Genomic DNA, 21,011 nt, shown 5'->3' with positions numbered 1-21,011 from the left:
GCTCAGTGGCGCACCTTTACAGAAGGTCGGTGTTGTACAAAAGTTATACTTAAATAGCTGATCTTGGTGTGTCTGTATAACGGAAAGATTCATGGTTCTCAAATCGTGCATGAACATCATCTTTTTATTAATGAAGACATTCCCTATCTGTATAACGGGTCTTTAGATTGACCCACGTTTGGAGGATTTTGTATGCGTGCAATTTTTTCTTATACCTTTCCTTACAAAAAGTCTGCATCGATCGCCCTTTTTCTTATGTTCATCGAATTATTGGTTGAACTGGCCCAGCCCATCCTCATGGCCAAAATTATAGACGATGGAATCATAGCCGAAGACTTTAACGCCGTTTTGCTATGGGGAGGTGTGCTTTTAGGGTTATCATTGCTCGCCTTTACCGCAGGGGTGACCAATTCTTTCTTTGCTGCCGACTTGAGTCAGGGGGTCGGTTATGACTTGAGAAAAGATCTATTTTCAAAAGTCCAGAAGTTTTCAGCCCGTCACTTCCAAAACGTCACGACTCCAAGCTTGGTCACAAGGATCACCAATGATGTGATTCAGATTCAAAACTTACTATTCATGTTTGTAAGGATCGGGCTCAGGGCTCCACTTTTCATCATTTTTGCTTTAATTATGGCTTTTACCATCGATGTGAAACTTGCCCTATTCCTACTGGGCAGTGTACCTGTATTTTTGTTGTTCCTATTCTTCCTTCTTACGAAAGGCATCAAGTGGTTTAAGAAAGTTCAGCATAAACTCGATGGCCTCAATACGATCATTCGGGAAAATATAGCCGGCATCCGCTTGATCAAAGGCTTTAATCGGAAAGAGCATGAAGAGGAGAGATTTCATCAGGCGAATGAGTCGTTGGTTCTTCACAATAAGAAAGCGTTGTGGCTCATGGAAGTGGCTATGCCTGTCGTCATGTTCGGGATGAACATTGTCATCCTGGTCCTCCTTTTTGTTGGTTCACAAATACTCAGCAATGCAGGGGTGGAAGCTGGTGAATTGGTCGCCATCATCAACTACGCGACAAGGATTTTATTCACCTTTTCTGTTTTTACATTCTTGATCATGGTCATCTCACGAGGGCAGGCCTCGGCTGAAAGGATTGCAGACGTGCTGCATCAAACTACAGATGAGGATATGTCAGGGAAAGCCAAAGAACTGGACGGTGCGGTCCGCTTTCACAATGTTTCTCTTCAAAGGGGCGGTCACAACGTGCTGAAAAATCTGAACTTCCATGCATTACCGGGAACCACAGTCGGTATCATTGGGGAAACAGGTTCCGGAAAAACATCTTTGCTTCACTTAATACCCCGATTGTATGAAAAAAATGCGGGTCAACTCTTTCTGGATGGGGTGGAAATCGAAAATCTCCATGTGAAAAATATTAGAAAACAAATCAGCCTCGTCCCCCAAGAGGTTCATTTGTTTTCAGGTACTGTAAGGGAAAACATTTCCTGGGGGAAGAAGGGTGCGACGCGTGAAGAGATTGAGGGAGCGGCTAAGCAGGCGCAGATTCATGATTTTATCACCGACTTGCCAAACGGTTATGAGACACAAATCGGCCAGAAAGGGGTCGTCTTTTCTGGAGGACAGAAGCAGCGCCTGTCGATAGCACGAGCCCTGGTGCGCGAGCCACGGATTTTGATTTTGGATGATAGTACGAGTGCACTCGATGCTTATACCGAGAAGAGGCTTTTACGTACTCTGGACGAACAGCCATGTACTGTGTTTCTCGTTGCTCAAAAAATCAGTTCGATCCAAAATGCAGACCTCATTTTGATTCTTCACCAAGGAGAAATCATTGCTCAGGGTACACATGACGAACTGCTTCAACAAAGTGAGTATTACGCTGAAATCCATCAGTCTCAACAAGAGGGGGTGACGTCATGAGTGGAAATCCTAAACCGAAAACGGGTCACCTTCATGGGATTGGATCAAAACCTCCAAAGGTAGAAAATATCGGGGGTACACTCCGGAGAATTTGGCGTTACATGGCGGAAGAAAGAGTAAGATTTATCATTGTTTTGGCGGCCATCCTGATCAGTTCCTCTTTATCCTTGCTCGGTCCTTATCTACTAGGACTGACCGTTGACATGGTCATAGAAGCTCCCGGATCAGGAACCCTCCTCCCCATGCTGGGCAGCTTGTTTCTTGTTTACTTGTTTCATTCGCTTTTTCTCTGGCTGCAAAATTATTGGATGATCGGGATCGCTCAAAATGCGGTCCGGTCGATGAGGTCGCATCTGTTTTCACATGTTCAGCTGCTGCCTGTACTCTTTTTCCAAAGAATGCAGCAGGGGGAGTTGATGAGCAGACTTACGAACGATATTGAAAACGTAAGCCGGACCTTAAATACAGCCGTCGTACAATTTTTCACAAGTTTATTGACGATCATCGGTACATTAATCATCATGCTTTGGTTAAGTCCAATGCTTACCTTGCTGACATTGACCATTATTCCTGTCATGTATTTTGGGATGAAATGGATCACAAACCGAACCGGTCCCTATTTTAAAAAGCAACAAAAGGACCTTGGTGACGTTAATGGCTATGTAGAGGAAATGTTCTCTGGTCAGCCGATCATTAAAATGTTTTCCAAAGAGGAAGATGTCATTGATGAGTTTCGGGAAAAAAATCAAGCGTTAAGAAGGTCCGGCTACTATGCGCAGGTGTACACAGGTTTTATTCCAAAATTGATGAACATGTTAAATAATGTAAGCTTTGCGATCATCGTCGGAGCAGGCGGGCTGCTTGCTCTTAACGGCTCTATATCGATCGGTATCATCGTCACGTTTACAACATATTCCCGTCAATTCACTCGACCGTTGAACGATCTGGCCAACCAGTTCAACATGATTCTATCAGCAGTAGCTGGCGCAGACAGGGTCTTCCAGGTCATTGACGAAAAAGAAGAAAGGCTGGATGAAAAGAACGCGCATGAGGTGTCAGAAATCCAAGGGGATATCCAATTTGTGCATGTCGATTTCTCTTATGAAAAAGAACAGCAGACGCTTTCGGACATCACCTTTCAAGCGAGAGCCGGTCAAACGGTGGCGCTCGTCGGTCCTACAGGCGCGGGGAAAACGACAATCATTTCTTTACTGTCACGATTCTACGACCCGGACTCAGGTCATATTCTTTTGGATGGCGTCGACTTGAAAAGCGTGAAAAGAGATAGTCTGAGGAACCAAATGGGGGTCGTTCTCCAGGATGCGACCATGTTTCATACGACCATAAGGGAAAACATTCGTTATGGCCGACTGGATGCCACAGATGGTGAGGTTGAACAAGCTGCTCGGTCAGCAATGGCTCATGATTTCATTACCCAACTGCCAGACGGATACGATACGGTTCTTGATTCAGATGGAAAAGGGGTAAGTCATGGACAAAGACAATTGCTTTCTATTGCTCGAGCTATGATCGCAGATCCATCGTTACTCATTTTAGATGAAGCGACAAGCAGCATTGATACAGTCACAGAAATGAAAATCAATGCCGGTCTCACCAATTTAATGAAAGGACGAACGAGCTTTGTCATTGCTCACCGTCTGCATACCATACGCTCAGCTGATGTTATTCTCGTGCTCAAGAGTGGGAGGATCGTTGAAAAAGGAAACCACAAGACACTCATGGAACAAGGTGGGGACTATGCAGCTCTCATTCAAGCACAAGCATCAGAGAGGAAGGAAAGAGGATACGGTTAAGTCTCACACCTCCGCCCATCTTGCCGCATAAGATGAGGAAAAGGGAGGGGTGACCATGTCACTAAATCAACCGTATCCTTACTGGACCGATTTGCCTTATGCCGGCGAAAGCCGACCACCATCAACGAACGAAGGGGTGGAGTTTGAAGCAGGGAAATGGAAAACCTATTTTATTGAACATAGCCGCAGGCACGGGTTTAAAACGTTGGATGGAACTCCGATACGATTAGCCATCAAAGATCCAAAGACCATTGACTGGCCTAGGGAACTGAAGGTAGTCAAAGAAACATTAGCGCATTTGACAGCCGATCAAAGGAAAATTGCTGTGTACTGGGGAGAGGGGCCAGCGTCCAAACAATGGGTACCCATTGTGGACCGCCTGATTGATACTTATGGTGTGGAAGCCCCTAGAGCCGCTCGTATTTTAGGAGCCGTTTTCAGCGGAATGAATGATGCTTTCGTCGTGTGCTGGTCGTTGAAATACCGCTGGCTGGTACCGCGTCCTAACCAATTGGACCCTCAATTACGCACGGTCATTTGTACACCGAAACATCCATCTTATCCATCCGGACACGCAACGATTTCCGGGGCTGCAGAAATAATCCTTAGTTATTTCTTTCCGGCCGAAAGAAGGAAGCTGAGGGAATTGGCTGAAGAAGACGCCCGCTCAAGGCTTTATGCCGGCGTACACTTCCCTGTCGATAATGATGAGGGGCTCCGTCTTGGTAGACAAATCGGCCACATCGTTGTAGAAGAGTTGAAAAAAGATTATGTCGAAGGCCGCCGGCTTGACCAGCCATTTACAGAATATCGTAATGCGGATATCTATCCTTCCGACTATAGGCAGGCCATTCCTTTCCGGTTTGACCAAAAATGCGGTTCCCTGCTCCTTGATTCAACGGACAATGAAGAATCTTCCCCATACACCGATTGGATCGACCCAAAAATATTCTACTAACCAAAAGAACCACGCCCCAGGTGTGGTTCTTTTTATTCTGTTTAAGGGCAGGATTGTGGAAGACTCGAATTCGAGATAACAGGGCTTTGTTGCCGTATTAGGAGTTAGGGGTGGTTGTGAATCTACTCGCTTTCCTGCGGGGATGACGGCAAGCCTCCTCGAGATTCGCGGTAGTGTCAAGAAGTCTGTGTAAATCGAATTGGGGCTCCTTTGTTAATCATTAAATTTACTTGTTAGCTGAGGGGCCGTACTTTTCCTCAAACATTTCATCCAACTCCCCGGAAACAGAGACGAATTCTGTTATCCCTCTTTGACTCCATTTTTCATTGAAGTCCCTGGCCACGAGGTAAACAATTTTCTCTAGGGCTCTTTCACTTGGTAAACTGTTCATTTTATGAGTACGCTTTTTCACTTCTTTGATGGTTCTTTCAATCGTGTTTGTAGTATAGATCATTCTTCGAATAAGGCGGGGATAGCCCATAAAAGTGAGTAAGACACCTAGGTCTTCTTCCCAACTTTTAATTACTTTGGGATACTTCTTCCCCCATTTTTGTTTAAAGGAATGGAAATGTTCATGCGCTTCATCTTTCGTATCCGATTTATAAACGTCCTTTAAGTCTTTGGTGAGCTCTTTTTTATCTGTTGAGCGGACAGAGTGAAGAGTGTTACGGATCTTATGGACCACACAGCGTTGAACATCAGCTTTAGGATAGATTTCCTTCATAGCTTCTTCCAGACCAGGAAGGCCGTCAAACACACCTAATAAGACTTCTTCGATCCCTCGGTTATAGAGATCAAGAAGAACTTCCCGCCAGCCATTGGAACTTTCTTTTCCACCTACCCGAAAGCTTATGATTTCTTTGATTCCGGTCTCTGTAATGCCGACCACCACATACACAACTTCACTTTCTACGTCACCTCTCCTGAGCTTAACGTAAGTCCCATCCAAGTAAAGGACGGAATACCGCTTTTCAAGAGGGCGCTGATGCCACTTCTCCATTTCCTCGATGACAACTTCTGTGATATTACTAATCGTGGCAGCTGAATAGGAGTTACCGAGTATTCTTTCGATAAACCTGCCGATTTCCCGAGTACTTGTTCCTTTACTGTACATCTCAATAATGGTTTCCCCTAACCATTTTTCACGCCTTTGGTAGGGATCGAAGAGTTGTGTTCTGAACGCCCCATTACGATCACGAGGCACGGAAAGATCATCAATTCTTCCATATCTCGTATCCAATATACGTTCATAGGAGCCGTTTTTACTGTTCTTCAACTCAGGGTGTTCGACTTCAAAGAAATTTTTCATCTCTTCTCTCATCAACACTTCCGCTTGAGCCTTAATCATTTCTTTTAACATCGGTTCTAATTGCTTTATGAATGCTTCGTAGTCTATACTTATAGACATAGGTAGGGCACATCCTTTCAATGTTTTTTGTGGTGATTAACATTAAGGATACCCTACCTTGTTTTTTTATGCCTAAAACTTGTTTACACAGACTATTGTACGTCATCAGATTCGCTCTGCGGGGTCTAGCCAGTCAATCCATTCCCGCGGGAGTCACGCAGCTTCCCAACCACCCCATTCGATGTATGTGTGAAACGAACCCCTTACCAAGTTGGATTGTCTTACACTATTCGACTGTTAGAAGCATAAAGCGCTCTGTATCAAGCTTTCAGGATTCATGAACCTGGGCATGGGAGTTTATTCTTACACTCCCATCATGCTGGATAGCTATATTTATCCGAGAAGTGGTTTCGAGATACATATATGGCAAAGCGAGCCATTCCCCGCAGCCTCCATCCACTCAACAAAAGTCTCGAAATTGAGTCTTAATCGGGAGGCTTTACTTTAAAAAGTAGACAAGTTTTCGGTGTCCCTGTGCATATAAATGAACTAACGAAATGATAGGAGGGGTATGGCGTGGATGCGTGGGTTTTGTCTGCAAGAAAAATCGGTTTACTTTTAGGTGCCATTATTATCGCTTTTGCTGCTTACTACATCGGGAGCTTTTTCTGGAAAGGGGCCATCTCGACCTCAACAGAGCCTGTGAATGGGGAACCACGAGTCATCAATCTAGTGACAGGGGAATTCAAAGCAGAAACGGCAGATGGGAAAGAAATTGAAGCTTACCGTTGGGATCCGGGAACGATCTTTGTCGAAAAGGATGAACCTTTCAAACTGAGCATTTACGGAGTGAATGGAAAAGAGCACCCTTTTTACATTGAAGGTACGGATGTCAAAGGTGTGGTGGAACAAGGGAAAGAGACGGTCTTAGATCTTCAATTCAAAAAGGAAGGCATTTACCGTTTGATCTGCACCACCCATTCTGAAATTGCTTCGGATGGTCCGATGATTGCTTACATCGTTGTTGATTAAACGGAAAAGAGGGACGTGCTCATCGTCCCTCTTTTTTTCAATCTCTTTATAAAAAGGGGGGAGGGTTTGGTTGTCTTAGTTGTAAGTTCTATTGTACTGGGATTATCCATTGCCGCACCTGTAGGACCGATAAATATAGAAATCATGAGGAGAGGTCTTACTTATGGGTTTTGGTCTGCTTTTTGTGTAGGTCTGGGAGGGATGTCTTCCGATCTATTGCTGATGGCGGCTATGTTCTTTGGAGTCGGTGTTTTTTTAACGTGGACATGGGTGCAAGTCGTATTAATGCTCGTTGGGTGCGTTGTCTTGGTCCACGCGGGTTGGACGAGCCTGCATGCCAAAGAAGAATGGAGGGTGGAGGAAGGTTATGAACGGCACAATAAAGGACAAGCTCTACTCTCTTACATAAGAGGTGTGGTCATTGCAGGGACGAACCCAATGAATCTATTGTTTTGGATTAGCATTTATGGATCGGTTTTAAGCGGGGCTTTACAAGAAGAGAACATGTTTCGCTCGTTCATCATCAGCTCTATGGTTTTTCTTGGGATTGGTTTGTGGAATGCGAATTTAGCATTTTTCGTACATTTTGGGAGGTACCTCGTAAACTCATCTTTATTAAAGTGGATCCAGGGTATAGCGAGCTTGATCCTTATCTATTACGGTCTCAAATTCGGCTGGATTGGAATAAGTGTCCTTTTTAAGCATTTAGCTATGTAATAGAAACAGGATCAACCAGTGATTTATCAAACTATATGGCAGGATGGGGTTAGACTCAGTTTCGAGACTTTGTTGAGTGGATGGGGGCTGCGGGGAATGAGTCGCTTTCCGTGGGAGCGCGGTGAGCCTCCTCGGACTGCGTCCTGCGGGGTCTCACCAAGCACTTTTTTCCCACAGGAGTCTCCCCATTCCCCTCCGCCCCTTTACCGTGTGAGGCTCTCGAAACCACTCTCGGAATCACTGCTTGTATGCTCAAGAGAAGTAGATAATTTGAAACTCCTCCCATTGGTCATTCCGAGAGTGAAAGATTGATTTGGAGCGCTTTATGCCTCATCCTGCGTTGGGGTGGAAGATGCCCCGTCTTGGTATAGGGGTTCGTTTCTCACCTACATCGAATGGGGTGGTTGGGAAGCTGCGAGACTCCCGCGGGAATGGATTGACTGGCGAGACCCCGCAGAGCGAAGCTCGAGGAGGCTTGCCGTCATCCCCGCAGGAAAGCGAGTAGCTTCCCAGCCACCCCTGACGCCTAACATGGCAACGAAACCCGAAAAACATCTCGAAACTGAGTCTTCAAGAAGAGGGAGCTTATCTGAAAAAGGTTAAATACAGGATGAAAAAAGGAGCCCTTGATGAATAGGGGCTCCTTTTTTGATGGATGCAAATCGGTTTATATCGATTGAAACATCCGTATATCAATTAAATTCAGAGTATATCAATGGAAGGCCATCCTCTTAAGAAGCATTCGACTCTTTAATAATACGGTTGATTTCATTTTTGTACAGATCGGAGCGTCCGCCGAAGATGGCTTGGATATTGTGGTCTACTTTCACGACGCCTGCAGCTCCTAGTTCTTTCAAGCGCTCCTCATTGATTTGACCTACTTCAGAAACTTCGACACGTAACCTTGTAAAGCATGCGTCGACGTGCTTCAAGTTTGATTCTCCACCAAGAGCTTCCATGATGGCAGCGGCTGTCTCTTTTGTTTGACCACCTTTGCTCCCTTTCTTCTGCTCATTGAAGTCTTTACGTGTGTAGAGCTTGTTCTCTTGTCCTCCACGACCTGGTGTTGCCAGATCCCACTTTTTGATGGCAAAGGAGAAAGAGAAATAATAGATGACGAAGAACACAGCACCTGCGACAAGGTTCATCCACCAGTTTCCGGTGCCTGGTAAAGCGTTTACGAGGATGAAATCAATTAACCCGGAACCGCCGGCCCACCCAAGGTGAACGTCCAGCATGTACATGACGGCAAACGAGATACCAGCAAGAAATGCGTGGAATACGAAAAGCAGTGGAGCGACGAATAGGAATGTGAATTCGATTGGCTCTGTGATACCTGTCAAAAAGGCTGTACCTGCTGCGGCAATGAGCATTCCTTTCACGACCGGCTGATTTTTCTTATCGGCACGGCGGTACATTGCAAGTGCAGCTCCTAATAGTCCGAACATGATGACAGGGAATTTACCTGCCATGAAGCGGCCGGCTGTAACTTCGACACCTTCGGCAATCTGTGCAAGGAAGATGTATTGATCTCCGGACACGGCACTGCCAGCTACTTCTGCTGTCCCGCCTAGAGATGTCCATAGGAATGGAGCATACCAGATGTGGTGCAAACCTGTCGGAATCAACGCACGTTCTAAGAAGCCGTAAAGTCCGATGTATAACGGGTTAGTCGCACCGTTGGCGATAACGTTTGCGACAGCATTGATGCCCCCTTGAATCGGCGGCCAAACGACCATCATAGCAAGAGCAAGGAAAATGGACGAGAAGACCATGGCGATTCCGACAGAACGGTCACCAGCAAAGAAGCCGAGCACTTCTGGCGGGTCAAACTCATGGAACTTGTTATAAATCCAAACAGCTAAGAGTCCGACGACAATTCCGCCAAGGACACCTGTTTCCAGTGTAGGAATACCGAGTGCCATGCCATATTCTCCGCTTTCACTGACCATTTCAGGGGTGATTCCTAAAGCGAAGGAGATGGTTTTGTTCATAATGATATAACCGAGTAGTGCCGCTAAGGCAGCAATTCCTGATCCCCCTGTTAAGCCTATGGCAACCCCGATGGCAAAGATGACAGCAAGATTGTTGAAGATGCTGATTCCGATATCAGACATACCGCTACCGATGAGTTGAATGATGTCATTTTGTAAAAAAGTGAGTGTATCAGCGAGTGGTCCTGTCAACGCAGCTCCAAGCCCGAGCAATATACCGGCAGCTGGGAGCAACGCGACGGGAACCATCAGTGATTTTCCGAACTTCTGTAAGCTTCCAAAATATTTCTTCACTTCTGATCCTCCTTTATAGGGAAACGCTTTCTTGTTTGATATAGAGGAGACCCCGGAATGGGCCGGGGTTCCATTGGGTTATTTCGATGTTACAAGCTGCTTGCTGGCGTGTAACTCAGGCCAGTACTGCTGGTTCGCTTCAATCATGTCATCCAAGATTTTTCGGGCGCGAGGTGCGTCTACAACCGTCCGGTTCAACGTCAAGGCCTGGAGTGCTTTTTCGTAGCTGTTTTCATAATACGCATCCACGACAAGTTTCTCGTACGCAAGCTGCCCCTCAATTAGTCCTTTATAGAAGGTAGAAATGTTTCCGACAGCGAATGGCTTCGGTCCACGGTTTGTAATCATAGATGGAACTTCAACCATCGCATCATCTGGAAGGTTGGCAATCGTACCATTGTTTTCAACCATGACGATGAAAATATCTCCATTATTGTAAGCCATGGATGCGGCGACGCGGATCATGTAACGACCATGGATGTCCACTTCAAGTTCAACGTTCTCTGTTGTATCATCTGCAATGATTTGATCGGCCAGGGTGTGAACGCGTTTTTCACGGCCATTAATGACTTGGCGGGCACGTGTGTTGGTGACGTCTTCTTTTTCTACCATTTGAGAAGGGTAGAGATAGTATTGCAAGTATGTGTTCGGCAAGTATTCAGGGAAGTCGGTCACCATTTGCTCCACCTGCTTGAACGTCTTGATCCAGGAAGGGTCGTTGGCAATCTCTGCATCTTCAGGAATAAAGCCGTCCTCTGTAATGGCACGTTTGATCGTGTCTGTGTGATCGTTTCCGTCCTTGTCGAGAATTTTCGTGAACCAGCCGAAGTGGTTAAGTCCGAAGTATTCAGGGACAAGGTCGAAGACGTCTTTTCCAAGGATCCCTGCGTAGCTGACCATGATTGCTGCCGGCATATCACAAATATTTAAGAGCTTTTTATCTTCTGGGAACTCACGACGTAGAGCTTCTGCAACAATCGCTGCAGGATTCGTGTAGTTTAGGATCCAAGCATCTGGAGAATAATGACGGATATCGTTGACGAGGTCGATCATATCTCCGATGGATCGCAGTCCGTAAGCCATTCCACCTGGTCCGCATGTTTCCTGCCCGACGGCTCCATGGTTAAGAGGTATTTGCTCATCCTGCTCACGCATCGCGAGACCGCCTGTCCGAATTTGTACGAATACAAAATCTGCATTTGTCAGAGCTTCTTCTTTATCTGTCGTGTAATGGAAACTCTCCAGTTCCGGATACTTTTCACGAAGGATGATTTCTGATGCTTTCGCAATTTTCTCCTGACGTTCTGCATTCGTGTCATAAAAGGTAATCGTTTTCAAAGGAAACTGTTCTTTTTCTGCTACAAGACTCATGATCATACCGATGGTGTAAGTGCTGCCGCCACCGACGACGACAAGATTTTGTTTTTTCATATTCAAGACCTCCAATAAAGGTATTATATTTGTTTTATTTTTAACTTAATATGAATATAATACATATTAGTGAAAGCGTCAACATTTGTATCGTATTTTTTGCAACATTTCGTTATAATGGTTGTAGAGATAGGTTTCGACTTGGTTGCATATGTGGGGATGGGACGCCACATCCCCGCATCACCCAGGTCATTAGTAATGGGAGGAATAGAAATGGCTGCGCCTTTGTATCGTAGAATTGCTCAACAAATCAAAGAGGAAATCCAATCTGGGATATGGAAAGAAGGGGAAGCGATCCCCACAGAAATGCATCTCTCAGAAAGATACGAAGCATCCCGCGTAACAGTGAGACAGGCAATCAAAGGTCTTGTCGAAGAGGGGCTTCTTGAGAAGGTACAGGGGAGCGGTACCTATGTGAAAGAGCAGAAAATTGAACATAACATTTTCGAACTGTTGAGTTTCACAGAAGAAATGAGACGTTTAAATAAAGAACCAGTGAATAAAGTCCTCCACTTTGAATTGAAAGAAGCGGAGGATCATGTGAAACGAATGCTGCAACTTGTAGATGGGGAGAAAGTATTTTACGTCCGCCGTCAAAGACTTGTCGATGATATTCCATATGTCGTCGAGGATACGTATTTGCCGGTTTCTATGTTTCCGAATCTCTCGTATGGAATTATGACCGGTTCGAAGTATGATTATATTGAAAAGGAAGTGGGGATGAAGATCAAAGACAGCTTCCAGGAAGTCATCCCGGTCCTGCCTTCCACGGATATTGCAGAAGCGCTTACGGTCGAGGAATCCATGCCGATCCTGAAGATTCAATCGTATAGTGTTTTTGTTGATGGAACCATTTTTGAATATAGTGAAAACCACTTCAAAAGTGACGAATACAAGTTTACGCTTAGGGCTTCAAGACCCTGAACCGAACGATATGAAAATTGAGCTTATAAGAAAGCACAGGCAAGATGCCTGTGCTTTCTTATATCCGGTATATCCACTTGCCGGTCTAGTAAACCGACCTTCTGATTTTATGTGGTTTAAGAAGGTTCTTGCTGGGTTTTATTTTGTTTCTTTGACTTGAATAACAACCCTATCCAAACGATTAAAGGAATGATCAAACCGTGTGTAATGGCAAAGGGAAACCATGTTTCATTGATAAATGTCTCAAAATAAGCAACATCCGGGTAAGCGATGATGGATAATACGACCATCCCCATCCCTAGTGGAAGCAACAAAGGCCGGTGGTCTTCCATGGTCAGAAACTGAGCAATGCCTACAGTGGTTGAATAATAAAGAACGACCATTTTAAAGAAGATTGTGATCATCCATATGATCGCGATGATAATTTCCAGTCCTTCTAAGAAACCGGCGATGTTGATTTTTTGAGCTAACTTGTAGCTAGGATATGTGTTCAATGCAGTTAAATCGCTTCCTAAAATCAGGATGCATAAGAGAGTGATTAACGTTAAGATAGCCCCGCCAATGAAAGTTCCTAAAATCCAGGCTCTTTTCTTTGTTTTCCCATCTTTGACATAAGGGATGATCATAAGAAAAGTGACCATTTCTAATAAGGGCGTGCCGATGACGAATGTAGAAGTGTCCACGACAGGAACGATTCCATTGCCAAGAACCGGTTGTAGATTCTCCATTTTGATTTGCGGGGATAATGTGATCGTGAAAAAAACCACCAGTAGTACCACCCAGGGCATAAACATTTCTGAAGACCGTCCAATGGCTTCTAGTCCAAGGTAAGCTCCCCAAATGACTACGATTAAAAAAAGGATATGAGTAAACTGCAAAGGTGTTTCTGGTATGATTTGGGTGGTCATGAAGTCGCCGATGTTTCTTAACACAAGGGAGGCCAGAATATAGAGAAAAGAGAGGTAGAAAAAAAGCAGAACTCTCCCAAACCAGTTTCCAAATACGGCAATGGTGGCCTGGACGAACGTTTGTCCTTTCATCAGTGTAGCGATGTGATTGTAAAGAACCACAAGGAGCAATCCAATAGCAACTGAAATGGAAATGGATATCCAGGCATCCTGTTTCGCATTCGCCGCAAGCGGGGTAGGGACGATCAGAATGGAACTTCCCACGGAAAACAAAATGACTAGAAACATAAACTGCCGGGGACTGATCGTCTGATTATCCATATCTACACCTCTTATCGTTTAGAATCCAATCATTTTATAGAAAGTTTGAATGAGATCAAGCGGGTTCGGAAGCTCGACCTCCAGGCTTTCCAACACACTAATGATTGTGAAGGAAAGCAGGAAAATCGTGAAAAACCATGCCTCTTTTTTTCTATTTTTTTTGTATAGCTTGGGAAATTCAAGTAAGAAAATCCCTAATGCGAGAACGATGATGGAGATCATAGACCACACGTGGATCACACCTATTCTTCTATTGTAATGGGTTGTGTTGAATTCCCTTTTCTTCGAATTTGAGCTTTGACTTGAATTTCCACCTTTAATTCTTTGAAGTGGCTGTTCCAATCTTTTTCAACGGTTTTCCAATAGTCAGGATTTTTTCGTTGGATGAGACTACCAAACCCTAAAATATCACTTCCGAAGTCTTCTTGTGCTGCCTTGATCGCAGCTTCCATCTTTTGTTTAACCTTTTTTTCAACATCTCCATTAATGGTTTCGATGGATTCTGCTTTCGTAAGGTCAATGGGGCAGTTCAATTCTCCTACATTGCCTTCCAATTCTAATTCAATGGATATGGAGGGGGTCCCATTTTCGAACTTTGCCTTTGAACTGCTGTCTGTCCGAAGCACTTCTACACTTACAAGCCCTTCGCTATCGCAAGGGTACGAAACGGTTGTACTTTCCATGTCGCCTGTAATATAGTTCAAGCCCTTGCTTTCGTCGGGTGTTAACCAGCCGATCACTCGATCTTCTTTCATTACGGCGAGGTGATCAACTCGTAATTGTGTAGGGGCATCAATTTTTTCGATATTCTCAATTGCTGTACCAATTTCAGCATCCCCTTCGATAAGCAGGCCTGGCAACACCGGGTTTTGCCCTTTGCTAAGGATTTGAGCGATCAGTTCATCAATGACAATTCCTTTTGAACTTCCTAGACTTTTCTGTACGGATTCCATCGAATGCATGAGTTTGTTGGCAGGGATTTTTTCATACGGAGTGAGTACCTTTAGTAAATCTTTCACTCCTGTATCCTTCGCAATGGTTACAAAAAAAGCGGTGCGAAATTCATGGTCTCTATAAAAGATATCAAGTGAGGGCAGGATGCCTTCCTCAGCTAATCGGTTTCCAATAACAAGAACGCGTAGTTGTGACAGGTACATCTTCCTCGGCGACTTTTCTGTCATATTACGAAAAGCTTCGAAGATGGAATCTCCTGTAGATTCATAAATCGAAACAGGCGGCCTTGTAGTAGGTGCATCTGTCGCAATTTCTGAGGGATTGATGACTTGAGTGACCAATAGGAACTGATCGTCTTCTGTTTTATCGATTCCGACAGCTACGACAATACCAAGGTCATCTAATTCCTTACTATTCCAACATCCGGCAAGGAGGAGGAGGCAAACCGCTAGGATGATTGCTTTGAGATATATGTTCATATACATCTTCACCTCTCCTTCGATTTGGAATCGACTCGTTTTTGATCGCTCTTCGTAAAGAAACTCGGTCGTGAAAGAAGTCCCCAATGGGGTAAGCGAATTAACACATCTTTTTGGTCTTTCCCAATCATAGGAGCGAGAGGAGCCATATATGGCTTGCCGAACGATTGCAAGCTGCACAAATGAAAAACCATGGCAATCATGCCTAAAATGATTCCGAACAACCCGAAGGTGGCCGCAAGAATCATCAATGGAAAACGAAGGATTCGGATTGAGATGGCCATATTGTAAGCAGGAAACACGAAACTGCTGATGGCCGTAATAGCCACAACGATGACCATGGCGGGGGAGACAAGGCCCGCTTGCACAGCTGATTGACCGAGTACCAGAGCTCCTACAATGGAAACGGCGGAACCTACGGGTTTTGGTAGACGGACCCCGGCTTCTCGAAGGACTTCAAAAGTCAATTCCATCATAAGAGCTTCCACAAAAGCGGGGAAGGGGACTCCTTCCCTTTGAGAAGCAAGACTGATCAAAAGCGGAGGGGGGATCATTTCCTGATGGAACGTTGTAAAAGCGATATAGAGCGATGGCATGAATAAGGCCACTGAAAAACAAAACAATCGCAGCAATCTCACCAATGTTCCAATGTCTGCTCGTTGGTAATAGTCCTCACTGGATTGCATAAAGTTCACAAATAGAGCAGGCACTAAAAGGACATTCGGAGTTCCATCAATCAGGATGGCAACCCTGCCTTCCAATATCCCCCCAGCAATAGCATCCGGCTTTTCTGAATTATAAACCGTAGGGAAAGGAGAATACTGAGCATCCTGAATGAATTCCTCAATATATCCACTTTCTAACACGGCATCGATATCAATTTGGTTCAGTCGCTCCTTCACTTGATCAAGGACTTCTTTTTCAGCTGTACCCTCTAAATAAACAACCGCAATATCCGTACAAGTTTTCCTTCCAATGGTTTTCGCTTCTACTCTGAGGTTAGGGTCTTTAATTTTCCGTCTTAAAAGAGCGGTATTTGTTCTGATCGTTTCAGTGAAAGCTTCTTTCGGCCCGCGGATGACGCTTTCTGATGTAGTCTCTTGTACGCCCCTGTCGCGCCAGCCTTTTGTACTTGCGGATAAAGCTTTCGTTTGCTTGTCCAGGAGTAAAATAGTTTCACCAGAAAGTAACTTCTTCAGAAGGTCCTGTTTATCTTCCACTTCCGACATTTCACCGATGGGGAGATTGGCCTCTTTAATCGATTCATATAGATGGTGAGTAAAGTGCCTTTTTTCTGGAACCTCGAGCATTAAAGATTCCAAAATGAAGTTTTGCACCGTGTTCTTATCTACGAGCCCATCCATGTAAAGAACAGCAGCGGATGTCTTATGAATGGAGAAGGGACGTGTCACAAGGTCGGAGCTATTTCCAAGAGTTGTGCGGATATCGTTCAAATTTTCATCCAATGATTGATAGAGAGGCTGAGCACTAGGAGATTTCTTATCATTCGTCGTGTTACCCTTCACAAGCTCCCACCTCTCTACGTTGTTTTTCATTAGCATGTTCATATATTGGGAATTTATGAAAAGTATATCCATCTTTTAGCATTGTTTGATCAGCAGGTGCAAAAGCAGTATGTAAAAGACATTAGGGATAATGAATAAAAAACGGTAGAGGGATGTAACGAAGAATTTTGTAGGACTCATCTGAGGAAAAGAATAATACATCAAGATACAAAAAAGACTACTCTTTTAGAAGTAGGCTTTTTTGCTGAATTTCAATTCCAATATCAATTTGTCCAATACAACCGTTACTTCTTTCTAGATGGTGTAGGCATAGCTTCATATCAAGGGGTTAGAGGTCTGCGGAAATAAATCATGTCCATCCCTCTTATCCCATTTTCATAAAAAGGATCCGAATATTGAAGGAAGAAGTCGCGATGAATCTCATGGAACCGAAAACCAGCTTTCTGGTAAAAGGCTAAGTTTTCAATACTAGAATTAGAAGTTCCGACGAGCATTTCTTTGTACCCTTTCTTTTGAAAAAGGGAAAAAGCCGCGTGGATCACTCGTTTCCCGTATCCTTTTCCTCGATAGGCTTCTTGTATGGAGATGTTTTTAATTTCAACCGTGTGCTCTCCAGGAAACACGAACAAAGAGACACCAATATGTACATCGTCCAGATGAATGGTATAAAACAGACCATCATCGATATAACTTTCAATAATGGCTTCAGACTCATCAGCTAGCAGGAGGTCTGCCATAAAAAGACGGCGTTCGTTCGTTTCCACTAAATGAATACGGCTCACTAGTTCCTCCTCCTTCATGTTCGGCTATTATCGTAAGGATGTGGTTATGATAACATAAGGTTAGTACATCCTTTTCAGAAATCGGTCATTTTTCTGAAAAGACATCATTTATTGAGTGGAAAGGCTCAGGATGATTTTTTGCGGGAATAGAAGAACATTTCCCTAAACAATTGAGGAACGTAATATAAAGGAGTCGTCGATGATGGAACAACAAGAAAAGATTTACGATTTGATCGGAGTAGGTGTGGGACCTTTCAATTTGAGTCTGGCTGCTTTGCTGGATGAGATAGACGAAGTTGAATCCCTATTCTTTGAACAGAAGGAAGCTTTCGACTGGCACCCGGGAATGTTGATTGAAGGGACAAAAATGCAAGTCCCTTTTATCGCTGATTTGGTGACAATGGCAGATCCGACGAACAAATACAGCTTTTTGAACTATATCAGCAAAAATGAGCGAATGTATCAGTTTTACTTTTTGCAGCGCCTCGACATCCCGAGAAGAGAATACAACGATTACTGCCAATGGGTCGCTCGTCAGCTCGACAGTTGCCGATTCCAAAGAAGAGTCACGAATATAAGGCATTACAAAGATAACGAAGAACTTTTCGAAGTAGAAGTGACGAATGGAGAAAACGAAAAAACGGAGGTTTACCGCACGAAGAATTTAGTGATGGGAACAGGAAGCGTACCGGTCATGCCACGCTCATTCCAAGATGCCTCTTCAGAAGACGTTTTCCATACAGCAGATTTTCTACCGAATCAGGACCGCTGCCGTAAAGCGGACTCGATTACGGTTGTCGGCTCTGGCCAAAGTGCTGCCGAGACCTTCCGTGAATTGCTGAAGGAACAACGTGACTGTGGCTATCGTCTCGATTGGATTACACGTTCGGCGAGTTTTGAGTCGATGGAAGAATCTAAGCTAAGCCTCGAGCACTTTTCACCGGATTATGTGAATTATTTTTACCAGCTACCACAAAAACAGAAAGATGAGATCTTCGCTAATCAAGGACTGTATTATAAAGGAATCAGCAATCATACAATCAATGACATATACAATCTCCTCTACGAGTATTCGGTGGGGCGAAAAGACCTGAATGTCGGATTGCAGGTCCTTAGTGAAGTAAAAGATGTTCGTCCAAAAGCAGATGGTGGCTATGAACTCGAATGTTACCACTATCAGAAAAAAGAAACGTTCACCTATCAAACGGATCTTGTCATTGCAGCAACAGGTTACAAGCCTTTTGTTCCAGACTTTGTCCACCACTTGGAAGATTTCCTTGAATGGGATGAAGAAGGAAGATACAAGGTGACCGCAGATTATCGACTTGTCACGACGGAGGAAACAGCAAATGAAATTTATGTACACAGTGGGATTTCCCATACCCACGGTGTAGGATCTACCAACCTTGGTCTATCGATCCATCGGAATAAAGTCATTATCAACCACCTTGTGGGACGCGAAGTCTTCCCAATGAACGAAAAAAACATTTTCCAGTCCTTCAACGTCTAACCATCAACACCCCAGCCACCCGCGGCCGGGGTGTTTTTTGCATGGTTTCTTAAAGAATATGGCAGGATTGTGGAAAACTTGATTTCGAGATGTTGTGGGATTCTAGGGGCTGCGGGAAAAGGTTCGCTTTCCGTGGGCGAGTGATGAGCCTCCTCGAGCTAACGCTCTGCGGGGTCTCATCTACCACGCACTTCCTCTTAGATATCCGGTTCCGGCGCCTAGCGGCTAGTGAGACTTCCCTCGCTTCTGTACGATAAGTCAACATCGAATCGCTCCGCTCTTCGTGTTTCCTTTATCTCCGCCAGCTCAGTCCAGTCCATACGCCGCTGACCAAGGCGCCTGCACACTTAAGGTAGGAGTCTCACCGTTTCCCTCCGCCCCTTTACCATATGAGGTTCTCGAAATCGCTCTAGTAGTAACCTGCCAAGTTCGGTAATGAAAGACCTGCTCACCCACGCCGTTATAGAGTCGTTTTAACCATAGATTCTGCACGAATAAGGTGTGGGAACAGGGTCTGGGAAACGTCCGCATGAAAAGCGAATGGAGACACGAACGTGTGTGTTTTTCTACTGACTGATCCAAAACACTGCAAATCGTCGTTTCCCTGACCCCGTATCCATGGCCGAGAATTGTCATTCATTATTTCAACTAGGTAAGACTGCCCTTAAGGCTGCGGGGAATGTGCTCACCGCGCTCCCGCGGAAAGCGAGCTATTCCCCGCAGCCCCCTTCCATTCACCAAAAGTCTCGAAACTGAGTCTTCAAGAATAGGGAGCTTTAGTGAAATAAGGGGGGTACTGTTGATAATGTGTATAAAATTGTGCATATGTGAATAAAAAGAGAGGTTGTGAGAAGGGAGCGACACTTATCCACATGTGTATAAATGGTGATCTTTTTTTCTTTTCAAAATCCGATTTCGATAGGAATTGTTGAGATTATGCAGTGTTTCCATTAAGAATCTGTAAAACTAACAAATTGTGATGGGAATCTATTGACATCTGCTTCCTAAGGGTTAATAATATTGTAAATATACAGATGGAATAATAAATATACATAGAGGTGGATTTAGAGTGAAAGCAGGGATTGTAGGTGCGACCGGATACGGCGGAATTGAATTGCTCCGCTTATTAACAAATCATCCACAAGTTAAAGCGATAACCTTATATTCATCCTCCCAGGCTGGGGAGAAATTTGAAAACATTTACCCTCAATTCCAAGGGGGAGAATCTTATGTGTTACATGATTTAGAACCGGAGAAGATGAAGGAAGATCTGGACGTCATTTTCCTTGCGACTCCGTCTGGGGTTTCAAGTCAATTGACACCTCAACTCCAGGGCAGTCATGCGAAAGTCATTGACCTTTCTGGTGATTTAAGAATAAAAGAGCCCGCTACTTATGAGCAGTGGTACAAAAAAGAAGCAGCCCCTGATGGGACACTGGGGAATGCCGTCTATGGGCTCCCGGAGTGGAATCAAGAGCAAATAGAGAAGGCAGACCTTATTGCCAATCCAGGGTGTTATCCGACAGCGACATTGCTTGGTTTGGGACCAGTAGTCAAAGAAGGATTGGTGAAGCCTGACTCGATCGTAATTGACGCGAAGTCAGGGGTGTCAGGGGCTGGGAAAAATCCAAATCCAATCACCCATTTTGCTCATGCCCAGGAAAACTTTCAAATTTATAAAGTGAATCAACATCAGCACATCCCGGAAATTGAACAACAATTAACCATTTGGGACGACCAACTAGAACCTGTCACCTTTTCCACACACCTCGTTCCGATGACAAGAGGAATCATGGCGACCATCTATCTTCAGTTAAAAGAAGGGATGAGTGAAGAGGATTTACGGCAGAAGTTTAAGAGCTACTATGAGCCGCAACCATTCGTCAGGGTCCGGGAATCGGGCGGGTTTCCATGCACGAAAGATGTGTACGGGTCTAATTTCTGTGATATCGGCCTTACCATTGATGCCCGGACGAAGCGGGTCACCATCGTAAGTGTCATTGATAACTTAATGAAAGGGGCAGCCAGTCAGGCGGTCCAAAATATGAATCTTGTATTCCAATATGATGAGAGAACAGGGCTTGCACCACTGCCTGTTTATCCTTAATGAAGAGAGGGAGAGA

At 44.5% G+C, this 21,011-nt stretch carries 16 protein-coding genes; 8 read left to right on the top strand and 8 right to left on the bottom strand.

The window, feature by feature from the left end; translation table 11 throughout:
* Nucleotides 1-192 precede the first annotated feature (192 nt).
* From ACJA3J_RS20420 to ACJA3J_RS20410, 3 genes are read left to right on the top strand one after another with little or no spacing between them, the layout of a single operon-like run.
* Nucleotides 193-1,896 carry an ABC transporter ATP-binding protein gene (locus ACJA3J_RS20420; protein ID WP_406945131.1) on the top strand — a complete coding sequence of 568 codons (1,704 nt, stop codon included), beginning with the start codon at nucleotides 193-195 and terminating at the stop codon, nucleotides 1,894-1,896.
* Nucleotides 1,893-3,710: an ABC transporter ATP-binding protein gene (locus ACJA3J_RS20415; protein ID WP_089654889.1), complete on the top strand. Its 1,818-nt coding sequence runs from the start codon at nucleotides 1,893-1,895 to the stop codon at nucleotides 3,708-3,710. The genes ACJA3J_RS20420 and ACJA3J_RS20415 overlap by 4 nt, the downstream gene beginning before the upstream one ends.
* Nucleotides 3,711-3,765: 55 nt before the next feature.
* Entirely contained in the window at nucleotides 3,766-4,668 is a 903-nt protein-coding gene (locus ACJA3J_RS20410; protein ID WP_089654890.1) for a phosphatase PAP2 family protein, read from the top strand.
* 226 nt (nucleotides 4,669-4,894) lie between these two features.
* On the opposite strand, the gene ACJA3J_RS20405 is transcribed toward ACJA3J_RS20410, so the two are convergent.
* A complete protein-coding gene (locus tag ACJA3J_RS20405; RefSeq protein ID WP_406945071.1) occupies nucleotides 4,895-6,076 on the bottom strand; it encodes an IS256 family transposase in 1,182 nt (393 codons plus the stop codon).
* 516 nt (nucleotides 6,077-6,592) lie between these two features.
* Here ACJA3J_RS20405 and ACJA3J_RS20400 point away from each other — a divergent pair.
* Together ACJA3J_RS20400 and ACJA3J_RS20395 are read left to right on the top strand one after the other, a co-directional pair.
* Nucleotides 6,593-7,048: a hypothetical protein gene (locus tag ACJA3J_RS20400; protein ID WP_089654891.1), complete on the top strand. Its 456-nt coding sequence runs from the start codon at nucleotides 6,593-6,595 to the stop codon at nucleotides 7,046-7,048.
* Between the two features lie 66 nt (nucleotides 7,049-7,114).
* Nucleotides 7,115-7,765, top strand: coding sequence for a LysE family translocator (locus ACJA3J_RS20395; protein WP_089654892.1), 651 nt, complete (start codon nucleotides 7,115-7,117; stop codon nucleotides 7,763-7,765).
* Nucleotides 7,766-8,496: 731 nt separating this feature from the next.
* On the opposite strand, the gene ACJA3J_RS20390 is transcribed toward ACJA3J_RS20395, so the two are convergent.
* Nucleotides 8,497-10,053, bottom strand: a complete 1,557-nt coding sequence (locus ACJA3J_RS20390) for a PTS transporter subunit EIIC (protein ID WP_115894097.1) — start codon at nucleotides 10,051-10,053, stop codon at nucleotides 8,497-8,499.
* A gap of 78 nt (nucleotides 10,054-10,131) precedes the next feature.
* A complete protein-coding gene (locus ACJA3J_RS20385; protein ID WP_406945130.1) occupies nucleotides 10,132-11,484 on the bottom strand; it encodes a 6-phospho-alpha-glucosidase in 1,353 nt (450 codons plus the stop codon).
* Nucleotides 11,485-11,697: 213 nt separating this feature from the next.
* Between ACJA3J_RS20385 and ACJA3J_RS20380 the strand changes: the two genes are divergently transcribed.
* On the top strand, nucleotides 11,698-12,408 hold the full coding sequence (locus ACJA3J_RS20380) for a GntR family transcriptional regulator (protein ID WP_406945129.1): 711 nt from the start codon (nucleotides 11,698-11,700) through the stop codon (nucleotides 12,406-12,408).
* Between the two features lie 116 nt (nucleotides 12,409-12,524).
* Here the strand turns inward: ACJA3J_RS20380 and ACJA3J_RS20375 are convergent, their stop codons facing one another.
* The 5 genes from ACJA3J_RS20375 to ACJA3J_RS20355 form a co-directional block, all read right to left on the bottom strand.
* Nucleotides 12,525-13,637: an endospore germination permease gene (locus ACJA3J_RS20375; protein WP_406945128.1), complete on the bottom strand. Its 1,113-nt coding sequence runs from the start codon at nucleotides 13,635-13,637 to the stop codon at nucleotides 12,525-12,527.
* A gap of 18 nt (nucleotides 13,638-13,655) precedes the next feature.
* On the bottom strand, nucleotides 13,656-13,868 hold the full coding sequence (locus ACJA3J_RS20370; RefSeq protein WP_089654898.1) for a hypothetical protein: 213 nt from the start codon (nucleotides 13,866-13,868) through the stop codon (nucleotides 13,656-13,658).
* An 11-nt stretch (nucleotides 13,869-13,879) separates the two neighbouring features.
* Nucleotides 13,880-15,076, bottom strand: a complete 1,197-nt coding sequence (locus tag ACJA3J_RS20365; protein WP_406945127.1) for a Ger(x)C family spore germination protein — start codon at nucleotides 15,074-15,076, stop codon at nucleotides 13,880-13,882.
* Nucleotides 15,077-15,078: 2 nt separating this feature from the next.
* The gene (locus ACJA3J_RS20360) at nucleotides 15,079-16,638 is read right to left on the bottom strand and encodes a spore germination protein (RefSeq protein ID WP_406945126.1); all 1,560 of its coding nucleotides are present in this window, start codon (nucleotides 16,636-16,638) and stop codon (nucleotides 15,079-15,081) included.
* Between the two features lie 278 nt (nucleotides 16,639-16,916).
* Nucleotides 16,917-17,378 (bottom strand): GNAT family N-acetyltransferase, encoded by a 462-nt coding sequence (locus ACJA3J_RS20355; protein ID WP_406945125.1) that lies wholly within the window; start codon nucleotides 17,376-17,378, stop codon nucleotides 16,917-16,919.
* Nucleotides 17,379-17,580: 202 nt separating this feature from the next.
* Between ACJA3J_RS20355 and ACJA3J_RS20350 the strand changes: the two genes are divergently transcribed.
* Together ACJA3J_RS20350 and argC are read left to right on the top strand one after the other, a co-directional pair.
* A complete protein-coding gene (locus ACJA3J_RS20350) occupies nucleotides 17,581-18,888 on the top strand; it encodes a lysine N(6)-hydroxylase/L-ornithine N(5)-oxygenase family protein (RefSeq protein WP_406945124.1) in 1,308 nt (435 codons plus the stop codon).
* A 1,069-nt stretch (nucleotides 18,889-19,957) separates the two neighbouring features.
* Complete coding sequence (argC, locus tag ACJA3J_RS20345; protein ID WP_406945123.1) at nucleotides 19,958-20,995, top strand: N-acetyl-gamma-glutamyl-phosphate reductase; 1,038 nt, start codon at nucleotides 19,958-19,960, stop codon at nucleotides 20,993-20,995.
* Nucleotides 20,996-21,011: the final 16 nt, after the last annotated feature.

Origin of the sequence: Halobacillus sp. SY10 (assembly GCF_045401165.1) — a bacterium.
GTDB lineage: Bacteria > Bacillota > Bacilli > Bacillales > Halobacillaceae > Halobacillus > Halobacillus aidingensis.
Note: the sequence above shows the minus strand (reverse complement) of the source record. Positions and strands in the feature narration are given on the sequence as shown.